Origin of the sequence: Streptomyces sennicomposti (assembly GCF_019890635.1) — a bacterium.
GTDB lineage: Bacteria > Actinomycetota > Actinomycetes > Streptomycetales > Streptomycetaceae > Streptomyces > Streptomyces sennicomposti.
The window spans coordinates 88,013-108,480 of the sequence record NZ_JAIOAB010000017.1; the positions used below are offsets into that span (position 1 = coordinate 88,013).

16 protein-coding genes are annotated in these 20,468 nt (G+C 73.6%); 11 read left to right on the forward strand and 5 right to left on the reverse strand.

Features of this window, described 5'->3' with window-relative positions:
• Positions 1-87 precede the first annotated feature (87 nt).
• A complete protein-coding gene (locus tag K7787_RS12815; RefSeq protein WP_223001462.1) occupies positions 88-2,115 on the forward strand; it encodes a Xaa-Pro dipeptidyl-peptidase in 2,028 nt (675 codons plus the stop codon).
• Between the two features lie 26 nt (positions 2,116-2,141).
• Here K7787_RS12815 and K7787_RS12820 read toward each other — a convergent pair whose 3' ends face one another.
• Positions 2,142-3,113 carry an FAD-dependent oxidoreductase gene (locus K7787_RS12820; protein ID WP_308036339.1) on the reverse strand — a complete coding sequence of 324 codons (972 nt, stop codon included), beginning with the start codon at positions 3,111-3,113 and terminating at the stop codon, positions 2,142-2,144.
• Between the two features lie 74 nt (positions 3,114-3,187).
• Between K7787_RS12820 and K7787_RS12825 the strand changes: the two genes are divergently transcribed.
• Positions 3,188-4,834 carry an ABC-F family ATP-binding cassette domain-containing protein gene (locus tag K7787_RS12825; protein ID WP_164388025.1) on the forward strand — a complete coding sequence of 549 codons (1,647 nt, stop codon included), beginning with the start codon at positions 3,188-3,190 and terminating at the stop codon, positions 4,832-4,834.
• A 580-nt stretch (positions 4,835-5,414) separates the two neighbouring features.
• Here the strand turns inward: K7787_RS12825 and K7787_RS12830 are convergent.
• Complete coding sequence (locus tag K7787_RS12830) at positions 5,415-7,787, reverse strand: Tex family protein (RefSeq protein WP_223001463.1); 2,373 nt, start codon at positions 7,785-7,787, stop codon at positions 5,415-5,417.
• Between the two features lie 263 nt (positions 7,788-8,050).
• Here K7787_RS12830 and K7787_RS12835 point away from each other — a divergent pair, with 263 nt between their 5' ends.
• Both K7787_RS12835 and K7787_RS12840 read left to right on the forward strand, forming a co-directional pair.
• On the forward strand, positions 8,051-9,010 hold the full coding sequence (locus K7787_RS12835; protein WP_223001464.1) for a GlxA family transcriptional regulator: 960 nt from the start codon (positions 8,051-8,053) through the stop codon (positions 9,008-9,010).
• A 141-nt stretch (positions 9,011-9,151) separates the two neighbouring features.
• Positions 9,152-9,787 carry a DJ-1/PfpI family protein gene (locus K7787_RS12840; protein WP_223001465.1) on the forward strand — a complete coding sequence of 212 codons (636 nt, stop codon included), beginning with the start codon at positions 9,152-9,154 and terminating at the stop codon, positions 9,785-9,787.
• A gap of 31 nt (positions 9,788-9,818) precedes the next feature.
• Here the strand turns inward: K7787_RS12840 and K7787_RS12845 are convergent, their stop codons facing one another.
• A complete protein-coding gene (locus K7787_RS12845) occupies positions 9,819-10,574 on the reverse strand; it encodes an enoyl-CoA hydratase/isomerase family protein (RefSeq protein ID WP_223001466.1) in 756 nt (251 codons plus the stop codon).
• A 242-nt stretch (positions 10,575-10,816) separates the two neighbouring features.
• On the opposite strand from K7787_RS12845, the gene K7787_RS12850 reads away from it, so the two are divergent.
• Complete coding sequence (locus tag K7787_RS12850) at positions 10,817-11,323, forward strand: ATP-binding protein (protein WP_164387414.1); 507 nt, start codon at positions 10,817-10,819, stop codon at positions 11,321-11,323.
• A gap of 228 nt (positions 11,324-11,551) precedes the next feature.
• Here the strand turns inward: K7787_RS12850 and idi are convergent, their stop codons facing one another.
• Both idi and K7787_RS12860 read right to left on the reverse strand, forming a co-directional pair.
• Positions 11,552-12,142: an isopentenyl-diphosphate Delta-isomerase gene (idi, locus tag K7787_RS12855; protein ID WP_019984240.1), complete on the reverse strand. Its 591-nt coding sequence runs from the start codon at positions 12,140-12,142 to the stop codon at positions 11,552-11,554.
• A 382-nt stretch (positions 12,143-12,524) separates the two neighbouring features.
• Positions 12,525-13,463 (reverse strand): cation diffusion facilitator family transporter, encoded by a 939-nt coding sequence (locus K7787_RS12860; protein ID WP_009191614.1) that lies wholly within the window; start codon positions 13,461-13,463, stop codon positions 12,525-12,527.
• Between the two features lie 647 nt (positions 13,464-14,110).
• On the opposite strand from K7787_RS12860, the gene K7787_RS12865 reads away from it, so the two are divergent.
• From K7787_RS12865 to K7787_RS12890, 6 genes are all read left to right on the forward strand, one after another.
• A complete protein-coding gene (locus K7787_RS12865) occupies positions 14,111-15,925 on the forward strand; it encodes a DUF5941 domain-containing protein (protein ID WP_223001467.1) in 1,815 nt (604 codons plus the stop codon).
• Entirely contained in the window at positions 15,922-16,674 is a 753-nt protein-coding gene (locus tag K7787_RS12870; RefSeq protein WP_164387412.1) for a phosphocholine cytidylyltransferase family protein, read from the forward strand. The genes K7787_RS12865 and K7787_RS12870 overlap by 4 nt, the downstream gene beginning before the upstream one ends.
• Positions 16,662-17,726 (forward strand): iron-containing alcohol dehydrogenase family protein, encoded by a 1,065-nt coding sequence (locus K7787_RS12875; protein ID WP_164387413.1) that lies wholly within the window; start codon positions 16,662-16,664, stop codon positions 17,724-17,726. The genes K7787_RS12870 and K7787_RS12875 overlap by 13 nt, the downstream gene beginning before the upstream one ends.
• Positions 17,704-18,483, forward strand: coding sequence for a CDP-alcohol phosphatidyltransferase family protein (locus K7787_RS12880; RefSeq protein WP_078512177.1), 780 nt, complete (start codon positions 17,704-17,706; stop codon positions 18,481-18,483). The genes K7787_RS12875 and K7787_RS12880 overlap by 23 nt, the downstream gene beginning before the upstream one ends.
• Positions 18,484-18,491: 8 nt before the next feature.
• On the forward strand, positions 18,492-19,376 hold the full coding sequence (locus K7787_RS12885) for a glycosyltransferase family 2 protein (protein ID WP_009191619.1): 885 nt from the start codon (positions 18,492-18,494) through the stop codon (positions 19,374-19,376).
• Between the two features lie 88 nt (positions 19,377-19,464).
• Positions 19,465-20,388, forward strand: coding sequence for an ABC transporter permease (locus tag K7787_RS12890; protein WP_009191620.1), 924 nt, complete (start codon positions 19,465-19,467; stop codon positions 20,386-20,388).
• The last annotated feature ends 80 nt before the right edge of the window (positions 20,389-20,468 follow it).

Sequence of the window (20,468 nt, forward strand, 5' to 3'; positions counted from 1 at the left end):
CCGGTTCCCGGCGAATCCGGCGACACGGCTGTCGCCGCGTCAGCCGCCTTCTTCTGCACGGGAGTCGTCCGCTGTACCGTCCCGCTCATGCCGAACAGCATGAGCATGACGATCTGGAGACGGCTGATCGTGACGGCCACCGCCGTCCTGGCCGCCGCCCTCCTCACCCCGGCGGCGGCGCACGGCGCCCCGCACGACAGCCGGGCCCCGCGCGAGAGCCGGCCCGTCTACTCCTACGCGGACGCCGTCCGCGAGTCCGTGTGGGTGGACACCGGGCTCGACGGCGACGGCGACGGCCGCACCGACCGCGTCGCCGCCGACATCGTCCGCCCCCGCGAACCCGCCCTACAGGGCCGGAAAGTGCCCGTCATCATGGACGCCAGCCCGTACTACTCCTGCTGCGGGCGCGGCAACGAGAGCCAGACCAAGACGTACGACGCGGCCGGCCACGTCGTCCAGATGCCGCTGTTCTACGACAACTACTTCGTGCCCCGCGGCTACGCGTTCGTCGGCGTCGACCTCGCCGGCACCGACCGCTCCGACGGCTGCGTCGACGTCGGCGGCCGCTCCGACGTCCAGTCCGCCAAGGCGGTGATCGACTGGCTGAACGGCCGCGCCCGCGCCTACACCACCCGCACCGGCACCACCCCGGCCAAGGCCACCTGGACGAACGGCAGAACCGGCATGATCGGCAAGAGCTGGGACGGCACCATCGCCAACGGCGTCGCCGCCACCGGCGTCAAGGGCCTGAAGACCATTGTGCCGATCAGCTCCATCTCCTCCTGGTACGACTACTACTTCGCCCAGGGCGCCCCCCTCTACGACTCCGGCCCCGACTGGCTCTCCGACTACGTCGAGAGCGACACCGCCCGCGCCCGCTGCGCCGCCGAACAGCGCAAGATCGTCGCCGGCGCCCCGCGCACCGGCGACTGGACCCCGTTCTGGACCGAGCGCGACTACGTCAAGGACGCGAGCAAGGTCCGCGCCAGCGTCTTCGTCGTCCACGGCATGCAGGACCTCAACGTCCGCACCAAGAACTTCGGCCAGTGGTGGGACGCGCTCGCCAAGAACGGCGTGCAGCGCAAGATCTGGCTCTCCCAGACCGGCCACGTCGACCCCTTCGACTACCGGCGCGGCGCCTGGGTGGACACCCTGCACCGCTGGTTCGACCACGAACTCCTCGGCTACGACAACGGCGTCGACCGCGAACCCATGGCCGACGTCGAACGCCACCCCGACCAGTGGACCACCTCCGCCACCTGGCCGCCCCGCGGCACCGCCGCCACCACCCTGCGCCCCGCCCCCGGCTCCGCGACCGGCGTCGGCGCCCTGGGCCTGCGCCCGGCCCGCGGCACCGAGACGTTCACCGACGACCCGTCGCTGAGCGAGACCGACTGGGCCGCGCGGATCGACCGGTCTACCCCGGAGAAGGCCGGCTTCGTCACCGGGCCGCTCGGCCGCGACCTGCGGATCGCCGGTTCCTCCGAGGTCACCGTCACCGCCACCCCGACCACCGCCACGGCCCACCTCTCGGCCGTCCTGGTGGACCTCGGCCCCGACACCATCCGCGACTACGGCGACGTGGACGAGGGCATCACCACCCTCGCCGACCGCAGCTGCTGGGGCGCGAGCACGGCGGGCGACAGCTCCTGCTACAAGGAGACCGCCGCGAAGACGAAGGCCGTGGACTCCACCGTCGTCAGCCGCGGCTGGGCCGACCTCGGCGACTGGGCCGGTGACGGCAAGGGCCGCCCGCTCACCCCGGGCAAGGCGTACACGATCACCCTCGACCTGGCGGCGACCGACCACGTCGTGCCCAAGGGGCACCGCCTGGCGCTGATCGTGGCGGGCACCGACAAGGACCTCATCGACCCGCCGTCGAGCACGCCCACCCTGACCGTGGACCTGTCCCGTACGTCGGCCAAGGTGCCGCTGGTCGGCGGGGCGGCGGCGTTCACGCGGGCGCCCGCGGGGACCGGGGGGAGCGCGGTGGGCGCCACGGCGGCGGTGACCGCTTCCGATGCGGCCTCCGCCTCCGCGCCCGCTGCCGCCGTGGAGGAGGCCCCGCGGGGCGTCCGGCACGAGCCCGCCGTCCACCGGCTTCCCGCGCGGTGACGGGCTGAGGGACTGAGGGCCGGTTCTCAGGCGGCCGGGCGCACCAGCCCGGCCGCCTGACGCGCGCAGCCCCACGCCACGGTGACCCCCGCGCCGCCGTGCCCGTAGTTGTGGACCAGGAGCCGCCCGTCCGGCAGCGCCTCGCGCTCCAGCCGTACCGCGTGCCGGGCCGGGCGCAGCCCGACCCGGTGCTCCAGCACCCGCGCCCCGGCGATCTTTGGCCGTACGGCGGCGCAGCGCGCGACGATCGCCTCGGCCACCGCCGGATCGGGCGTCAGCGACCAGTCGTCCTCCTCCGCTGTCCCACCGAGGACGAGTCCGCCCGGCTGCGGGAAGAAGTACACGGAGGCCGCCGCGGCATGGTCCACGCAGGTCAGCCAGGTCGTGATCCCCGGGTTCTCCACGACGACGAGCTGGCCGCGCACCGGCCGCACCGCCGGGTCCGGCACCAGTTCGCGGGCCCCGAGCCCCGTGCAGTTCACCACCACCGGGGCGTCCACGGCGGCCAGCTCGGTCACCGTCCGCTCCTCGACGCCGCCGCCCGCCGCCCGCAGCCGCTCCCGCAGCCAGGCCAGATGCGCCGGCATGTCGATCAGCGGCAGCCGCGCCCACAGCGCCGGACCCGGATGCTCGTCAGCCGTCGCCACGCGCAGCTGCGGCACCCGCGCCGCCCACGGCCCGAGCGAGTCGAACCGGGTGTCGGCGTGCAGGCCCTCGACCATCCGCACGCCCGTCTCGGCGGGCCGCGCCGCCAGCTCCTCGTAGACGGCCAGGGACTCCAGCGACCAGTCGCCGACCAGCGACTCCGGCTCGATCCGGTACGGCCACCAGAGGGCGCCCGCGACCGCCGACGTCGTCCGCTCGATCGGCTCGCGCGTCCACACCCGTACCCGTACGCCGCGCTCCGCCAGCACCAGCGCGGTCGTCAGCCCGATGACCCCGCCGCCGACCACCACGGCCTCGCCGCCCGGTCCACCCTCGCTCAGTCCACCGTCCACGCCAGGACCGTAGCGGACGACGCCCCGCCGCGCGCACCTCGGCCCCGCGCCGGACGACTAGGATCGGCCCCCTGATGACTGCCACCCTCGTCGCCAAGAACCTCGCCGCCGGACACGGCGACCGCGCCCTGTTCTCCGGGCTCGACCTCGTCGTCGCGCCCGGGGACGTCATCGGGCTGGTCGGCGCCAACGGCGCGGGCAAGTCCACGCTGCTGCGGATGCTCGCCGGCCTCAGCACGCCCGAACAGGGCGACCTCACCCTCTCCCCGCCCTCCGCCGCCGTCGGCCACCTGCCGCAGGAACCCGACCGCCGGCCCGGCGAGACCGTACGTGAGTTCCTGGCCCGCCGTACCGGCGTCGCCGCCGCCCAGCGGGCGATGGACGAGGCGACCCAGGCCCTGGTCGACTCCGCGCCCGGCGCGGACGACGCCTACGCCGGCGCCCTGGAGCGCTGGCTCGGCCTCGGCGGCGCCGACCTGGACGAACGGGCGGAGGAGACCGCCGACTCCCTCGGCCTGGCCGTCGACCTCGATCAGCCGATGACGTCCCTGTCCGGCGGCCAGGCGGCCCGCGCCGGCCTCGCCTCGCTGCTGCTGTCCCGCTACGACGTCTTCCTGCTGGACGAGCCCACCAACGACCTCGACCTCGACGGCCTCGAACGCCTCGAACGCTTCGTCACAGGACTGCGCGCCGGGACGGTCGTCGTCAGCCACGACCGCGAGTTCCTCACCCGCACGGTCACCAAGGTCCTCGAACTCGACCTGGCCCAGCGGCAGATCAACCTCTACGGCGGCGGTTACGCGGCCTATCTGGAGGAGCGCGAGGTGGCCCGCCGGCACGCCCGCGACGAGTACGAGGAATACGCCGACAAGCGGGCCTCCCTCCAGGACCGGGCGCAGATGCAGCGCTCCTGGATGGACAAGGGCGTGAAGAACGCCCGGCGCAAGGCGGGCAACGACAACGACAAGATCGGCCGCAAGTTCCGCAGCGAGGCCAGCGAGAAGCAGGCCGCGAAGGCGCGGCAGACCCAGCGGATGATCGAGCGCCTGGACGTCGTCGAGGAGCCGCGCAAGGAGTGGGAACTGCGCATGGAGATCGCGGCGGCGCCGCGATCCGGCGCGGTCGTCGCCACGCTGCGCGACGCGGAGGTGCGGCGCGGCGGCTTCGCGCTCGGGCCGGTCTCGCTGCAGATCGACTGGGCGGACCGGGTGGCGGTCACCGGTGCGAACGGGGCCGGCAAGTCGACGCTGCTGGCCGCGCTGCTGGGACGGCTTCCGCTGGACGCCGGGCACGCGGCGCTGGGGTCCGGTGTGCTGGTCGGCGAGGTGGACCAGGCGCGGCGGCTCTTCCACGGCGAGGAGACGCTGCTGGACGCCTTCCGGGCGGCGGTCCCGGACACCGAACCGGTCGAAGTGCGGACGCTGCTGGCCAAGTTCGGGCTGAAGAGCGAGCATGTGATGCGGCCGGCCGCGACGTTGTCGCCGGGGGAGCGGACCCGGGCCGCGCTCGCGCTGCTCCAGGGGCGGGGGGTCAATCTGCTGGTCCTGGACGAGCCGACGAACCACCTCGATCTGCCGGCGATCGAGCAGCTGGAGTCGGCGCTGGAGTCCTACGAGGGGACGTTGCTGCTGGTCACCCATGACCGGCGGATGCTGTCCGCGGTCCGGACGAACCGTCATCTGGAGGTCGTGGACGGTAAGGTGACGGAGCATCAGGTGTAGGTGCGGGGTGCGCGCGGGGTGCGCCGCGGGACGGGTGGTCCCGATGTGCCGGGTGTACCGGCCATGAGGGGCTTCGGGGCGGGGGCCTACACTCGGCAACCGTTGTCCAGCGGAGAGAGACCGCCGACCGAAAGGCCTGGTTGCCCATGTTCCAAGACGCCCCCATCTACCACCAACTCGTCGCCGAGCGGGGCGATGTGCCCGCGCGTGTGCGGGACGCGGCCACGAGCATACTTCGGGAGCTTGAGGAAGTGATGCGTGTGGGGCAGCCGTCGGGCGGGTTCCTGCCCGGCCCGGCCCCGCGGGGCGCGGCAGCGCCACGCCCCCACTCGGCCCTACCGCCGGGGCAGCATCCGCGCTGAGGTTTGTGGGGCGGGGGTGTGAGCGCGGTGCGGGTGGGCGGGGATGCGGTGCCGGTGGGCGGGGGTGCGGGCTCGTTGGATCCGCCCCCGCCGCCCTTACCCATTCCCCTCCAAAGAAGGGGCTCCGCCCCTCCGCCCCCACCAGGGGCTCCGCCCCTGAAACCCCGGCGGGAGTCCCCGGCCCCCGCCGTGGAGTGCGGCGGGGGCCGGGGGTGGGGTCAGGTGCGGCCGTTCTTCGTGTTGAGGAGGCCCGCGCGGCGCAAGGCGTCCGCCATCGCGCTGTTGGCGGGCGGGGGCGCCTGGCGTGAGGCGCCGCCGGCGCCGCCGCCCGAGCGGCCCTGGCGCTGCTGCGGCGGACGGCCCCCGCGCTGGCGGCGCTCGCCGCCGCCGTTCTGCTTCTCCTGCGGCGCCGCCTCGTCGTCCAGCCGCAGCGTCAGCGAGATCCGCTTGCGCGGGATGTCGACGTCCAGCACCTTCACCTTGACGATGTCACCCGGCTTGACCACGTCCCGCGGGTCCTTCACGAACGTCCGCGACATCGCCGACACATGCACCAGACCGTCCTGGTGGACGCCGACGTCCACGAACGCGCCGAAGGCCGCCACGTTCGTCACCACACCCTCCAGGATCATCCCCGAGGACAGGTCGGAGATCTTCTCCACGCCCTCCTTGAAGGTGGCCGTCTTGAAGGCGGGCCGCGGGTCGCGCCCCGGCTTCTCCAGCTCCTTGAGGATGTCGGTGACCGTCGGCAGACCGAACGTGTCGTCCACGAAGTCCGCCGGCCGCAGCGAGCGCAGCACCCCGGTGTTGCCGACCAGGGAGGCCACCTCCTGCCCCGTGGTCTTCACCATCCGCCGCACCACCGGATACGCCTCCGGGTGCACACTGGAGGCGTCCAGCGGGTCGTCGCCGCCGCGGATCCTGAGGAAGCCCGCGCACTGCTCGTACGCCTTGGGGCCGAGCCGGGAGACCTTCTTCAGCTGGGCGCGCGAGGTGAACGGCCCGTTGGCGTCCCGGTGCGCGACGATGTTCTCCGCGAGCGACCCGGTGATGCCCGAGACCCGCGAAAGCAGCGGCACCGACGCCGTGTTGACGTCCACGCCCACGCCGTTCACACAGTCCTCGACCACCGCGTCCAGCGAGCGCGACAGCTTCACCTCGGACAGGTCGTGCTGGTACTGGCCGACCCCGATGGACTTCGGGTCGATCTTCACCAGTTCGGCCAGCGGGTCCTGGAGCCGGCGCGCGATGGACACCGCGCCGCGCAGCGACACGTCCATGCCCGGCAGTTCCTGCGAGGCGTAGGCGGAGGCGGAGTACACCGACGCGCCCGCCTCCGACACCATCACCTTGGTGAGCTTCAACTCCGGGTGCTTGGCGATGAGTTCACCGGCGAGCTTGTCGGTCTCGCGGGACGCGGTGCCGTTGCCGATGGCGATCAGCTCGACCGCGTGCTCCTTCGCTAGCCGCGCCAGCTTCGCGATCGCCTCGTCCCACTTGTTGGCCGGGACGTGCGGATAGATGACGTCCGTGGCGACGACCTTGCCGGTCGCGTCCACCACGGCCACCTTCACGCCCGTACGGAAGCCGGGGTCCAGGCCCAGCGTCGCGCGGGTGCCGGCCGGGGCGGCCAGCAGCAGATCGCGCAGGTTGGCCGCGAACACGTTCACCGCCTCGTCCTCGGCGGCCGTGCGCAGCCGCAGCCGCAGGTCGATGCCGAGGTGGACCAGGATGCGGGTGCGCCAGGCCCAGCGGACGGTGTCCTTCAGCCACTTGTCGCCGGGCCGGCCGCGGTCGGCGATGCCGAACCGGTGCGCCACGATGCCCTCATAGGAGGACGGGCCGTCGGTGGGCTCCTCCGGCTCCAGGACGAGGTCGAGGACCTCCTCCTTCTCGCCGCGCAGCATCGCCAGGACCCGGTGCGAGGGCAGCTCGGTGAACGGCTCGGTGAAGTCGAAGTAGTCGGCGAACTTCGCGCCCGCCTCCTCCTTGCCCTCGCGCACCTTCGCCGCCAGCCGGCCGCGCGTCCACATGCGTTCGCGCAGCTCGCCGATCAGGTCGGCGTCCTCCGAGAACCGCTCGGTGAGGATCGCCCGGGCGCCGTCCAGCGCGGCCTGCGGATCGGCCACGCCCTTGTCCGCGTCCACGAAGGCCGCCGCCGCGGCGAGCGGGTCCACGGACGGGTCGCCGAGCAGGCCGTCGGCCAGCGGCTCCAGACCCGCCTCGCGCGCGATCTGCGCCTTGGTGCGCCGCTTCGGCTTGTACGGCAGGTAGATGTCCTCCAGGCGCGCCTTGGTCTGGGCGCCCCGGATCCGCGCCTCCAGCTCGTCGGTGAGCTTGCCCTGCTCGCGCACCGACTCCAGGACGGCGGCCCGCCGGTCCTCCAGCTCCCGCAGATAGCGCAGCCGCTCCTCGATCGTGCGCAGCTGCGCGTCGTCGAGCATCTCGGTCGCTTCCTTGCGGTAGCGGGCGACGAAGGGCACCGTCGAACCGCCGTCGAGCAGCTCCACGGCGGCCTTGACCTGCCGCTCCCGTACGCCGAGCTCCTCGGCGATCCTGCCTTCGATGGACCCTGTGAGGGGTGTCGTCACGTTCCCGTACCGCCTTCTCCGCTTCGGGTTGCGCCGCAATTGTGGCAGGTGGCGCCGTCAACCGGGGATCAGGGCGGCTTCCGGCGGGGCGGCCCCGACCGCCCACCGCGCCGGAGCGCCCGGGGCGGCCCCGACCGCCCACCGCGCCGGGGCGACCGGGGCGGGCGTGACCGCAACCACCGCCGTACCGCCGCGCCCCCGTGGCAGAAAAGGTGGGGAACCCGTCATTGCGGCCATCGCGCGGCCCGCGAAGAATCGTCGGCATGGCGCAGCGAACCGTTCTCGTCGTTCTCTTCGACGGCGTCCAGAGCCTCGACGTCACCGGTCCCCTGGAGGTCTTCGCCGGTGCCGACCAGCACACGCCGGGCTCCTACCGGCTCCGCACCGCCTCCCTGGACGGCGGTCCCGTGCGCACCAGCAGCGGCCTGACGCTCGTACCGGACCTCGCGCTCGCCGACGCACCCGAGGCGCACACCCTCCTCGTCCCCGGCGGCCAGGGCACCCGCCGGCCCGACGGACGCCTGATCGAATGGGTGCGCGCGCACGGGCCGCGGGCCGACCGGCTGGTCTCGGTGTGCACGGGCGCGATCCTGCTGGCCGAGGCGGGCCTGCTGGACGGCCGCCGGGCCACCACCCACTGGGCCTACTGCGACACCTTCGCCCGCCGGCACCCCGCCGTACGGGTCGAGGCCGACCCGATCTACGTCCGCGACGGCCACGTCGCCACCTCCGCCGGGGTCACCTGCGGCATCGACCTCGCCCTCGCGCTGGTCGAGGAGGACCTCGGCCGCGACGCCGCGCTCGCCGTCGCCCGCCATCTCGTCGTCTTCCTGCGCCGGCCCGGCAACCAGGCCCAGTTCAGCGCGCAGCTCGCCGTCCAGACGGCCCGCCGAGCGCCGCTGCGGGACGTACAGCAGTGGATCACCGAGCACCCCGCCGCCGATCTGTCCGTCGAGGCGCTCGCCGCCCGCGCCCGCCTCTCGCCGCGCCACTTCGCCCGCGCCTTCCGCGCCGAGACCGGCGCCACCCCCGGCCGCTACGTCGACCGGGTCCGCCTCGAACACGCCCGGAGGCTGCTGGAGGACACCTCCGACGGCGTCGAGGAGATCTCCCGCGCCAGCGGCTACGGCACCCCCGAGGCCATGCGCCGCGCGTTCGTCAAGGCGCTCGGCGCCTCCCCGGCCGAGTACCGCCGCCGCTTCCACCCCGCCCCGGCCCCCTGAATCCGCCGAGGCCCACCGAGGCCGAACCGAAGCCCACCGAGGCCCATCGAAGCCCCGAGCCCACCTGAACCACCCGAAGTCCACCGAGCCCACCTGAACCGCCCGAGTCCACGAGTCCACGAGTCCACCCGAGGAGAACCCGTGCAGATCGCCGTCGTCCTCTACGACCGCTTCACCGCCCTCGACGCCGTCGGCCCCTACGAGATCCTCCAGCGCCTCCCGGACGCCCGCGTCGTCTTCGTCGCCGAACAGGCCGGTCCCGTGCGCACCGACACCGGCGCCCTCGCCCTCGTCGCCGACCAGGCCCTCGCCGAGGTGACCGTCCCCGACGTGGTGGTCGTCCCGGGCGGGCCGGGCCAGAGCGCCCTCATGGACCACGCACCGCTGCTGGACTGGCTGCGCGCGGCCGACGCCACCAGCACCTGGACCACCTCGGTGTGCACCGGCTCCCTGCTGCTGGGCGCCGCCGGACTGCTTCAAGGACGCCGCGCGACCTCGCACTGGCTGGCGCTGGACCAACTGCCCGCCCTCGGCGCCGAGCCCACCGGCGAGCGGGTCGTGGTGGACGGCAAGTACGTCACCGGGGCCGGGGTCTCCGCCGGGATCGACATGGCCCTCACCCTGGCCGGCCGGATCGCCGGCGACGACGTCGCCCGGTCCGTCCAGCTCGGCACGGAGTACGACCCGCGCCCGCCCTACGACGCCGGCTCCCCGGACAAGGCGCCCGCCCACCTGGTCGACGCCCTGCGGGCCCGCAGCCGCTTCCTCCTGACATGACGGACGCGACGGACGCGACCGACGTGAGGGATCAGCCGGAGGTGGACACGCTCCAGGTGAAGCGCGGCGCCCTGCGCTCCAGGAACGCGGCGACCCCCTCGGCGGTGTCGCCGCTGCCGCGCGCCTGCTCGGTCCAGTGGCCGTCCCGGTCCGTACGGCCGTCCGCGAACTCCTTGGCGGCGGCCTGCGTCAGCTGCGAGCGGGCGGCCAGGGTCCGGGTGAACTCGGCGACCCGCTTGTCGAGTTCGCCCTCCGGCAGCACCTCGTCCACCAGGCCGGTGCGCAGCGCGCGCTCCGTGTCGATCAACTCACCGGAGAACAGCAGGTACTTGGCGGTGGCCGGGCCGACCAGGGAGACCAGCCGCCGGGTGGCGGAGGCGGGGTAGACGATGCCGAGCTTCGCCGGCGTGACCCCGAACAGCGCGCCGGCCTCGGCGAACCGCAGATCGCAGGCGGCCGCGAGCTGTGCGCCGCCGCCCACGCAGTGCCCGCGCACCGCGGCCAGCGTCGGCTTGGGGAACGCCGCCAGGGCCTCCTCGGCCCGCACCGCCAGGCGCTGCGCCTCGTCCGGCGAGCCGCGCAGCGTGGAGATGTCGGCGCCGGCGCAGAACGTGCCGCCCGCACCCGTCAGCACCAGCGCCCGCACCCGCGGATCGGCCGCCAGGGAGTCCAGGAGCGGCGGCAGCGACCGCCACATCCCGGCGGTCATGGCGTTGCGCTTGGCCGGGTGATGGACGACGACGGTGGCGACCGCGTCGGTGACCTCGTGCAGCAGCTGCGGCTCCATGCGCCGGATGCTATCCGCTCACCCCGGCGGGCGGTCGGCGGGGGCGGACGGCGCAACCCGTACAACACGAAGAGTTCACGAACCCGGCGCGGACCGAAGGCCGGCGGTCACGTCCGGTAGAAATGTGGACGCGAACGGTCGTAAGGCGACGTGAAGCCGCTGACTTGTGTTCAGTGCTTGGGGCGGGACGCCGGGGCGCGAACACTCTTCGTGTGGCGACAATCGAGGGCGGCGACCGGACGATGGACGACCACGGGCGCGGGGAGGGCCCGCGCCCGGCAGGCGGCACGGAGGCGTTCGCCCCCCGGACCGCCGAGCCGCCGGACCCGCTCCCGTACGAGGGGGTGTGGCGCTTCACCGCGCCGGCCGCCGACGCCTCCGTCCCGCAGGCCCGGCACGCGGTGCGGGACCTGCTGCGCCGCCAGGGCGTCCCGGCGTCGCCCGACCTCGTCCACGGGCTGCTGCTGATCGTGTCCGAGCTGGTCACCAACGCCGTACGGCACGCCGCCGTGCTGTCGCCGACGCTCGCCGTGGAGGTCGCCGTCGGCGCCGGGTGGGTGCGGGTCGCCGTGGAGGACCAGCATCCCTACCGGCCGACCGCGCTGGAGACCGACCACGGCCGCACCGGCGGGCGCGGGCTGCTGCTGGTCCGCGAGATCGCCCGGGAGGCGGGCGGGGTCTGCGACGTGGAGCACACGGCGAGCGGCGGCAAGGTGATCTGGGTCGCCCTTCCGCTGGGCTCCGTCTGAGACGACGGCCCCGGACCCCGGGGGCGGGCGCACCGCTTCCGTCCGGTCCCGTCCGCGCCGTTCAGCCGGCCCCGCCCCGTCGGGGCGGGTGCGCGGGTTCTGGTCCGGTCCGTCCGCGCGCGTTCAGGAAGACCGCGGACCTGTCCGTACCGACGGCCCCGGTCCGGCCCGTGCCGACGGCCCCGGTCCGGTCCGCGCCGCCGCGACGGACCGGACCGGCCGCCGGTCTCACCAGCCCGCGGGGCCCGTCAGCTCCCTGATCGCCGGACGCGCCGCGTCCAGCACGGTCATGAACCAGGCGGAGAAGGGGGCCCGGGCGTGCCGCTCGGCCAGCTCGGCCGGCGTCACGAACGCCGTGTCGCCCACCTCGTCCGGGTCCGGCCGCAGCCGGGACTGCACCAGGCCGACGAAGAGGTGGTTGAACTCCTGCTCCACCAGGCCGGAGGCCGGGTCCGGGTGGTTGTAGCGGACGGTGCCCGCCGCGGCGAGCAGCGAGGGGGAGACCCCCAGCTCCTCGTACGTGCGCCGGGCCGCCGCCGCGAAGGGGGCCTCGCCGGGGTACGGGTGACCGCAGCAGGTGTTGGACCACACGCCGGGGGAGTGGTACTTGCCGAGCGCCCGCTGCTGGAGCAGCAGCCGGCCCTGCTCGTCGAAGAGGAACACGGAGAAGGCGCGGTGCAGCTGCCCCGGCGGCTGATGGGCGGCGAGCTTCTCCGCGGTGCCGATCGTCACACCGTCCTCGTCGACGAGTTCCAGCAAGATCGCGTCCGCGGTGCCGTTCGACGAGCTGTGCGCAGCGGTGGCAGGTGTGATCGGCATACCCATCCTTCACATCGGTCCTCGAGCCCCAAGTCTGCCGCACGAATCCGGCACTCCCGGCACTTCCCGGCCGCCCGCATGTCCCGCGCGGGGCGGGCGGCGGGCCGTCGCCGGGGCGGCGGAAGAGGGGCTACCGGTAGATGATCGTGCCCGGCGCGGCGCCGGCGGAACCTTCCGGGGGTCCGGCCGGTGACGCCCCGGCGCACTCGGCGGCGCGCGGCCGGTCCGGCGGCGCCCGGTGCGTTCGGCGGTGCGCCGGGCCGGTCGGCGGTGCCTCGGTTCGTTCAGCGGTGCCTCGGTCCTTCAGAGGTGCGCCGGGCCGTTCAGTGACACCGGCCCCAGCGGCTCAGGCGTCAGCAGCACAGCCTCAGCGGCCCATGCCTCAGTGGCACAGGCCCGCCTCGTGCTCGGCGTGGCCGCTCGGCTCCAGCTGGAAGGTGCAGTGCTCCACGTCGAAGTGGTCCCCGAGGCAGCCCTGCAGCTCGTGCAGCAGCTTCTCGTGACCGATGGCGCCGAGCAGCTCGGAACTGACGACCACGTGCGCGGAGAGCACCGGCAGCCCGGAGGTGATCGTCCAGGCGTGCAGGTCGTGCACGTCCTCGACCCCGTCCAGGGCCAGGATGTGCGCCCGCACCTCGTCCATGTCCACGTTCTTCGGCGCCGCCTCCAGCAGGACGTCCAGCGTCTCGCGCAGCAGCTTGACGGTGCGCGGCACGATCAGCAGGCCGATGGCCAGGGAGGCGATCGGGTCGGCGGTGCGCCAGCCGGTGAGCAGGATCACCGCGGCCGAGATCATCACGGCGAGCGAGCCGAGTGCGTCGGCGGCGACCTCCAGGAACGCGCCGCGCACGTTCAGGCTCTCCTTCTGGCCGCGCATCAGGAGGGTCAGCGAGACGGAGTTGGCCACCAGGCCGATCAGACCGAACACGATCATCAGCCCGCCGTGGGTGTCGGCCGGGGTGACGAACCGCTGGATCGCCTCGAAGAGGACGTAGCCGCCGACGCCGAGCAGCAGCAGACAGTTGGCGAGCGCGGCGAGGATCTCGGCGCGGGCCAGGCCGAAGGTGCGGTTGCGGCTCGGCGGGCGGTTGGCGATGCGGATGGCGAACAGCGCCATGCCGAGGCCGAGGGCGTCCGTGGCCATGTGGGCGGCGTCGGCCACCAGGGCGAGGGAGTCGGCGAGCAGACCGCCGACGATCTCCACCACCGTCACGGCGAGCGTGATGGACAGCGCGATGCGCAGCGTGCCGACGTGCGCCGCCGCGGCCGTGCCGGAGCCGCCGTGCGTGTGCCCGTGCGCGTGGTCGTGACCGGCCCCCATGAGCTGTCCGCCCTCCTGTGTTCCGTCCGGAACCACAGTGAACTACGGCCCGGGGGTATCGGGCAACGCGGCACTGAACACCGTTGTCATGTGCCCTGACCTGCGCAAACGAACCGCAGGTCAGGCCCTGCGCCCCGCCCGCACCACCCCTGCGGCCCACACCGCACGCCCGCGCCACGGTGCGCACTGCCACCCGCGCCGCACGCCCCCTCCCGCGGTGCGCACTGTCGCCCGCGCCGCGCACCCGCTCCTGCGGCGCGTACGGCGTGACCCCGGACACCTCTCGCACAGCGCGCCCGCCCCCGCGCGCCCCCCTGCGGACCCATGCCGCGCCCCACGGGCCCGTCCCTACGGCCTCATGCCGCTCCCCACGGCCCCATGCCGCCCCTCGGCGGTCCTATGCACCGAATGCCCGTTCTACCCCGCCCCCCGCCCCCCGGAGTTTGTGACCCGGCCCTCCGATCGCCCATGATGATCGCGGCGCAGGCTGGAGCAGACGGCGTGGAGCAGCCCGTTAACGGGCGGTGAACGTGGCCCTTCGGGCATCCGATAGCCTCTGCCGACATGCCGCCCGGGCGCGTCGCACCAGCGGCGCCCCACCATGCACATGACCGGCGCGGACGCGTCGGCACAGGGAGTGAGTTCGGTTGTCGACCGCCATCCTCACCGGTCAGCCGGTCCCCGGATCGTCGATCGAGGGCGATCTGCGGTCCCTCGGATTCGAGGTCCGGATCGCCGCCGACGTCCCGGAGGCCGAGACCCTCCTCGCCCAGGTCCCCGCCGACCGGCGCGTCGCCGTCGTGGACGCCGCCTTCGTCGGCCATCTGCACGCCCTGCGGCTGGGGCTGACCGACCCGCGCTTCCCGCTGGCCGCCGTCCCCGGCGCCGTCACCGCCCAGCCCGCCGGCCGGCAGGCCCTCACCCGCGCGATGGCCCGCGAGCACTCCGACGGCGGGGGCGCCTCCCTGGCCGTCGACAACCACGTCGCCGGCCTCGCCGACCGGATCGCCGCCGCCCTCGACGCCGACGGCGCCGCCGTGCACCGCCCGGATCTCGGCAGCCTCGTGGCCGCCGTGCCCGCCGACCCCCAGGCCCGCAACGAGGCCCGGCAGGCGGTGGCCGTCGTGGACGACGAGGCCGTCCGCCTCAAGTCGGCCGTCAAGGCGCGCGACGGCTTCTTCACCACCTTCTTCATCAGCCCGTACTCGCGCTACCTCGCGCGCTGGTGCGCCCGCCGCGGCCTGACCCCCAACCAGGTCACCACCGCGTCCCTGGTCACCGCGCTGATAGCGGCCGGCTGCGCCGCCACCGGCACCCGCGGCGGCTTCGTCGCCGCCGGCGTGCTCCTCATCGCCTCGTTCGTCCTGGACTGCACCGACGGACAGCTCGCCCGCTACTCCCTGCAGTACTCCACCCTCGGCGCCTGGCTGGACGCCACCTTCGACCGGGCCAAGGAGTACGCCTACTACGCCGGCCTCGCCCTCGGCGCGGCCCGCGGCGGCGACGACGTCTGGGCCCTCGCCCTCGGCGCCATGGTCCTGCAGACCTGCCGGCACGTGGTCGACTTCTCCTTCAACGAGGCCAACCACGACGCCACCGCCAACACCAGCCCCACCGCCGCCCTCTCCGACCGCCTCGACAGCGTCGGCTGGACGGTCTGGCTGCGCCGGATGATCGTCCTGCCCATCGGCGAACGCTGGGCCATGATCGCCGTCCTCACCGCGGCCACCACCCCCCGCATCACCTTCTACGCGCTGCTCGCCGGCTGCGCCCTGGCCGCGTCGTACACCACCGCCGGCCGGCTGCTGCGCTCCGTGACCCGCCGGGCCACCCGCACCGACCGCGCGGCACAGGCGCTCGCGGACCTCGCCGACACCGGGCCGCTGGCCGAGCTGTGCGGGCGCTTCCTGCGCCGGGTGCCGCGCCACTCGGCCGCCTACCTGGCGCTGATCGGCGGCGCCCTCGTGACCGGCTCCGCCGCGCTGTGGGGCGCCGGCTGGCAGACCGTCGTGTGCGCCGCCCTCTACGTCCCGCTCTCGGCGGCCGCCGTCGCCCGCCCCCTCAAGGGCCCCCTGGACTGGCTGGTGCCGCCCTTCTTCCGCGCCGCCGAGTACGGCACGGTCCTGGCCCTGGCCGCCCACGCCGAGGTGAACGGCGCCCTGCCGGCGGCTTTCGGCCTGGTGGCGGCCGTCGCCTACCATCACTACGACACGGTGTACCGCATCCGCGGCGGCGCCGGAGCGCCACCGGCCCGCCTGGTGCGCGCCATCGGGGGGCAGGAGGGGCGGACACTGCTCGTCGCCGTGCTCGCCGCGCTGCTCACCGCCGTCCAGTTCAAGGTCGCGCTCACGGTGCTCGCCGTGTTCGTGGCCGTGCTGGTGCTCACCGAGAGCATCCGCTTCTGGGTGCGCGCCCACCGGGGCGGCGCACCCGCCGTACATGACGAAGGAGAACCCGCATGATCGGCCTCGTGCTGGCGGCCGGCGCCGGACGGCGCCTGCGCCCCTACACCGACACCCTGCCCAAGGCGCTGGTGCCGGTGGGGCCCGAGGGTGCGGAGGACGCCGTCACCGTGCTCGACATAGCGCTCGGCAACTTCGCCGAGGTGGGCCTGACCGAGGTCGGGATCATCGTGGGCTACCGCAAGGAGGCCGTCTACGAGCGCCGCGCGGCCCTGGAGCAGAAGTACGGCCTGAAGATCACCCTGATCGACAACGACAAGGCCGAGGAGTGGAACAACGCCTACTCCCTGTGGTGCGGCCGTGACGCCCTGAAGGACGGCGTGATCCTCGCCAACGGCGACACCGTCCACCCGGTCTCGGTGGAGAAGACCCTGCTGGCCGCCCGCGGCGACGGCAAGAAGATCATCCTCGCGCTGGACACCGTGAAGTCCCTGGCCGACGAGGAGATGAAGGTCGTCGTCGGACCGGAGGGCGGTGTCCGCCGGATCACCAAGCTGATGGACCCGGCCGAGGCCACCGGCGAGTACATCGGCGTCACCCTGATCGAGGGCGAGGCGGCCGGGGAGCTGGCCGACGCGCTGAAGGCCACCTTCGAGCGCGACCCGCAGCTGTACTACGAGGACGGCTACCAGGAGCTGGTGAACCGCGGCTTCAAGGTCGACGTGGCCCCGATCGGCGAGGTCGACTGGGTGGAGATCGACAACCACGACGACCTCGCCAAGGGCCGGGAGATCGCGTGCCGGTACTGACGAGGCTCATCCCCTCGCCGCTCGTCGTGGACATCCGGCCGGGGGCGCTCGACGACCTGGCCGTGATCCTCTCCGACGAGCGGATCTCGCCCTCGGGGCGGCTGGCCTTCGCCATCAGCAACGGCTCCGGCCAGGTGCTGCGGGACCGGTTCGCGCCGGCCTTCCCCGGCGCCGACTGGTTCGCCGACGCCGACGGCACCATCGACGGCGCCGTCCGGCTCGCCGACTCCATCAAGAAGGCCGGCCGCTACGACGCGGTGGTCGGCGTCGGCGGCGGCAAGGTCATCGACTGCGCCAAGTACGCGGCGGCCCGGGTGGGCCTGCCGCTGGTCGCGGTCGCCACCAACCTGGCCAACGACGGGCTGTGCTCCCCGGTCGCCACCCTCGACAACGACGCGGGCCGCGGCTCCTACGGCGTGCCCAACCCCATCGGCATCGTCATCGACCTCGATGTGATCCGCGAGGCCCCGGTGCGCTACGTCCGGGCCGGCATCGGCGATGTGATCTGCAAGATCTCCGCCGTGGCCGACTGGGAGCTGTCGCACCGCGAGACCGGCGAGAAGGTCGACGGCCTGGCCGCCGCGATGGCCCGCCAGGCCGCCGAGGCGGTGCTGCGCCACCCCGGGACCATCGGCGACGCCTCGTTCCTGACGACGCTCGCCGAGTCCCTGGTGCTGTGCGGCATCTCCATGTCGGTGGCCGGCGACAGCCGGCCCGCCTCGGGCGCCTGCCACGAGATCAGCCACGCGTTCGACCTGCGGTACCCCAAGCGCAGCGCGCTCCACGGCGAGCAGTGCGGCCTCGGCGGCGCCTTCGCCACGTTCCTGCGCGGCGACCGGGAGACGGCCGGGCAGATGGCCGACGTGCTGCGCCACCACGGGCTGCCCGTGCTGCCCGGCGAGATCGGCTTCGACCCGGACGAGTTCGTCCAGGCCGTCGACTACGCCCCGCAGACCCGGCCCGGCCGCTACACCATCCTCGAACACCTCGACCTCTCCACCGACCAGATCAGGGACGCATACGCCGACTATGCAAAAGCCATCGGTAGCTGAGCTCCGCCCGGTCGTCCACCCCGCGGGGGTGAAGGACCGGCGGAGCGGCGAGCACTGGGCCGGCCGGCTCTACATGCGCGAGATCTCGCTGCGCATCGACCGGCACCTGGTGAACACCCGGGTCACGCCCAACCAACTGACCTACCTGATGACCGTGTTCGGGGTCCTCGCGGCCCCGGCCCTGCTGGTGCCGGGGATCTGGGGCGCCGTGCTAGGCGTGGTCATGGTCCAGCTGTACCTGCTGCTGGACTGCGTCGACGGCGAGGTCGCCCGCTGGAAGCGGCAGTTCTCGCTCGGCGGGGTCTACCTCGACCGGGTCGGGGCGTACCTGACCGACGCCGCGGTCCTGGTCGGGCTCGGGCTGCGCGCCGCCGACCTGTTCGGCAGCGGCCGGATTGACTGGCTGTGGGCGTTCCTCGGCACCCTGGCCGCCCTCGGCGCCATCCTGATCAAGGCGGAGACCGACCTCGTCGGCGTCGCCCGGCACCAGGGCGGGCTGCCGCCGGTGAAGGAGTCCGCCTCCGAGCCGCGCTCCTCCGGCATGGCGCTGGCCCGCCGCGCCGCCGGCGCGCTCAAGTTCCACCGGCTGATCCTCGGCATCGAGGCCTCGCTGCTGATCCTGGTCCTCGCGATCGTGGACCAGATCCGGGGCGACCTGTTCTTCACCCGGCTCGGCACCGCCGTCCTGGCCGGCATCGCGCTGCTGCAGACCCTGCTGCACCTGGTGTCCATCCTCGCCTCCAGCAGGCTGAAGTGAGCGGCTCCATGGACAGGTCCCTGAAGGTCGGCGCGGTCGTCATCACCATGGGCAACCGCCCCGAGGAGCTGCGCGCGCTGCTGGACTCGGTCGCCAAGCAGGACGGCGACCGCGTCGAGGTCGTCGTCGTCGGCAACGGCTCGCCCGTCCCGGACGTCCCCGAGGGCGTACGGACGATCGAGCTGCCGGAGAACCTCGGCATCCCCGGCGGCCGCAACGTCGGCATCGAGGCCTTCGGGCCCGGCGGCCGGGACGTGGACGTCCTGCTCTTCCTGGACGACGACGGACTGCTGGCCCGCACCGACACCGCCGAGCTGTGCCGGCAGGCGTTCGCGGCCGACGAGAAGCTCGGCATCATCAGCTTCCGCATCGCCGACCCGGACACCGGCCTCACCCAGCGCCGCCACGTGCCGCGCCTGCGGGCCTCCGACCCGATGCGCTCCTCCCGGGTCACCACCTTCCTCGGCGGCGCGAACGCCGTGCGCACCCAGGTCTTCGCCGAGGTCGGCGGCCTGCCGGACGCGTTCTTCTACGCCCACGAGGAGACCGACCTGGCGTGGCGGGCCCTGGACGCGGGCTGGCTGATCGACTACCGGTCCGACATGGTGCTGTACCACCCGACGACCGCGCCCTCCCGGCACGCGGTCTACCACCGCATGGTCGCCCGCAACCGGGTCTGGCTGGCCCGCCGCAACCTGCCCGCCCCGCTCGTGCCGGTCTACCTGGGGGTGTGGCTGCTGCTCACCCTGGCCCGCCGCCCCTCGGGCCCGGCCCTCAAGGCCTGGTTCAGCGGCTTCAAGGAGGGCTGGAGCACGTCGTGCGGACCGCGCCGGCCGATGAAGTGGCGTACCGTGTGGCGGCTCACCCGGCTGGGCCGGCCGCCGGTCATCTGACAGTCTCGTTCGTGGCGGGTACCCGATCCGCCCTGTCCGTGCCCGACAGCCGCACACGCTGCGCATGAGAAGACGAAAGCAAGGCCTCGTGAGTGAGACAACGCAGGACGGCGCCGTCGCCCTCGGCGCGGCGGCCGACCGGGGACTGACGCCGGCGCAGCTCGCCGCCAAGTACGGGCTGTCCGTCAGCGGCGCCCGGCCCCCGCTCATGGAGTACGTACGCCAGTTGTGGGGCCGGCGCCACTTCATCCTCGCCTTCTCCCAGGCCAAGCTGACCGCCCAGTACAGTCAGGCCAAGCTCGGCCAGGTGTGGCAGGTGGCGACCCCGCTGCTGAACGCGGCCGTCTACTACTTCATCTTCGGCCTCATCCTGAAGGCCAACCGGGGCATGAGCCACGGCTCGTACATCCCGTTCCTGGTGACCGGGGTGTTCGTGTTCACCTTCACCCAGAGTTCGGTCATGGCCGGGGTGCGCGCCATCTCCGGCAATCTGGGGCTGGTGCGCGCGCTGCACTTCCCGCGCGCCGCGCTGCCGATCTCCTTCGCGCTCCAGCAGCTCCAGCAGCTGCTGTTCTCGATGATCGTGGTGTTCGTCGTCACGGTCGCCTTCGGCAGCTATCCGGGGCTGTCCTGGCTGCTGATCGTGCCGGCGCTGGCGCTGCAGCTGCTGTTCAACTCCGGGCTGGCGCTGATCCTGGCCCGGCTCGGCGCCAAGACCCCCGACCTCGCGCAGCTCATGCCGTTCGTCATGCGCACCTGGATGTACGCCTCGGGCGTGATGTTCTCCATCAGCAGCGTGCTGGCCGGCAAGCCCGAGTGGCTCATCCGGGCGATGCAGGCCAACCCCGCCGCGGTCTACATGGACCTCGTCCGGTTCGCCCTGATCGACGGCTACGACTCCTCGCACCTGTCGCCGCACATCTGGCCGCTGGCCGTGTTCTGGGCCGTCGTCTTCTTCGCCGGCGGTTTCGTGTTCTTCTGGAAGGCCGAGGAGAGGTACGGCCGTGGCTGAGCGGAGCGAGCGGCGCACCGGCCGGTGACCCGTGCCGACGCGAGGCCCCGCCGGAACCGTCCGGCGGGGCCTCGCGTGTG

Coding starts and splice junctions, on each gene's coding strand:
- K7787_RS12815 (WP_223001462.1), top strand. CDS start 88: ATGCCGAACAGCATGAGCATGACGATCTGGAGACGGCTGATCGTGACG.
- K7787_RS12825 (WP_164388025.1), top strand. CDS start 3,188: ATGACTGCCACCCTCGTCGCCAAGAACCTCGCCGCCGGACACGGCGAC.
- K7787_RS12835 (WP_223001464.1), top strand. CDS start 8,051: ATGGCGCAGCGAACCGTTCTCGTCGTTCTCTTCGACGGCGTCCAGAGC.
- K7787_RS12845 (WP_223001466.1), bottom strand. CDS start 10,574: ATGGAGCCGCAGCTGCTGCACGAGGTCACCGACGCGGTCGCCACCGTC.
- K7787_RS12850 (WP_164387414.1), top strand. CDS start 10,817: ATGGACGACCACGGGCGCGGGGAGGGCCCGCGCCCGGCAGGCGGCACG.
- idi (WP_019984240.1), bottom strand. CDS start 12,142: ATGCCGATCACACCTGCCACCGCTGCGCACAGCTCGTCGAACGGCACC.
- K7787_RS12860 (WP_009191614.1), bottom strand. CDS start 13,463: ATGGGGGCCGGTCACGACCACGCGCACGGGCACACGCACGGCGGCTCC.
- K7787_RS12870 (WP_164387412.1), top strand. CDS start 15,922: ATGATCGGCCTCGTGCTGGCGGCCGGCGCCGGACGGCGCCTGCGCCCC.
- K7787_RS12880 (WP_078512177.1), top strand. CDS start 17,704: ATGCAAAAGCCATCGGTAGCTGAGCTCCGCCCGGTCGTCCACCCCGCG.
- K7787_RS12885 (WP_009191619.1), top strand. CDS start 18,492: ATGGACAGGTCCCTGAAGGTCGGCGCGGTCGTCATCACCATGGGCAAC.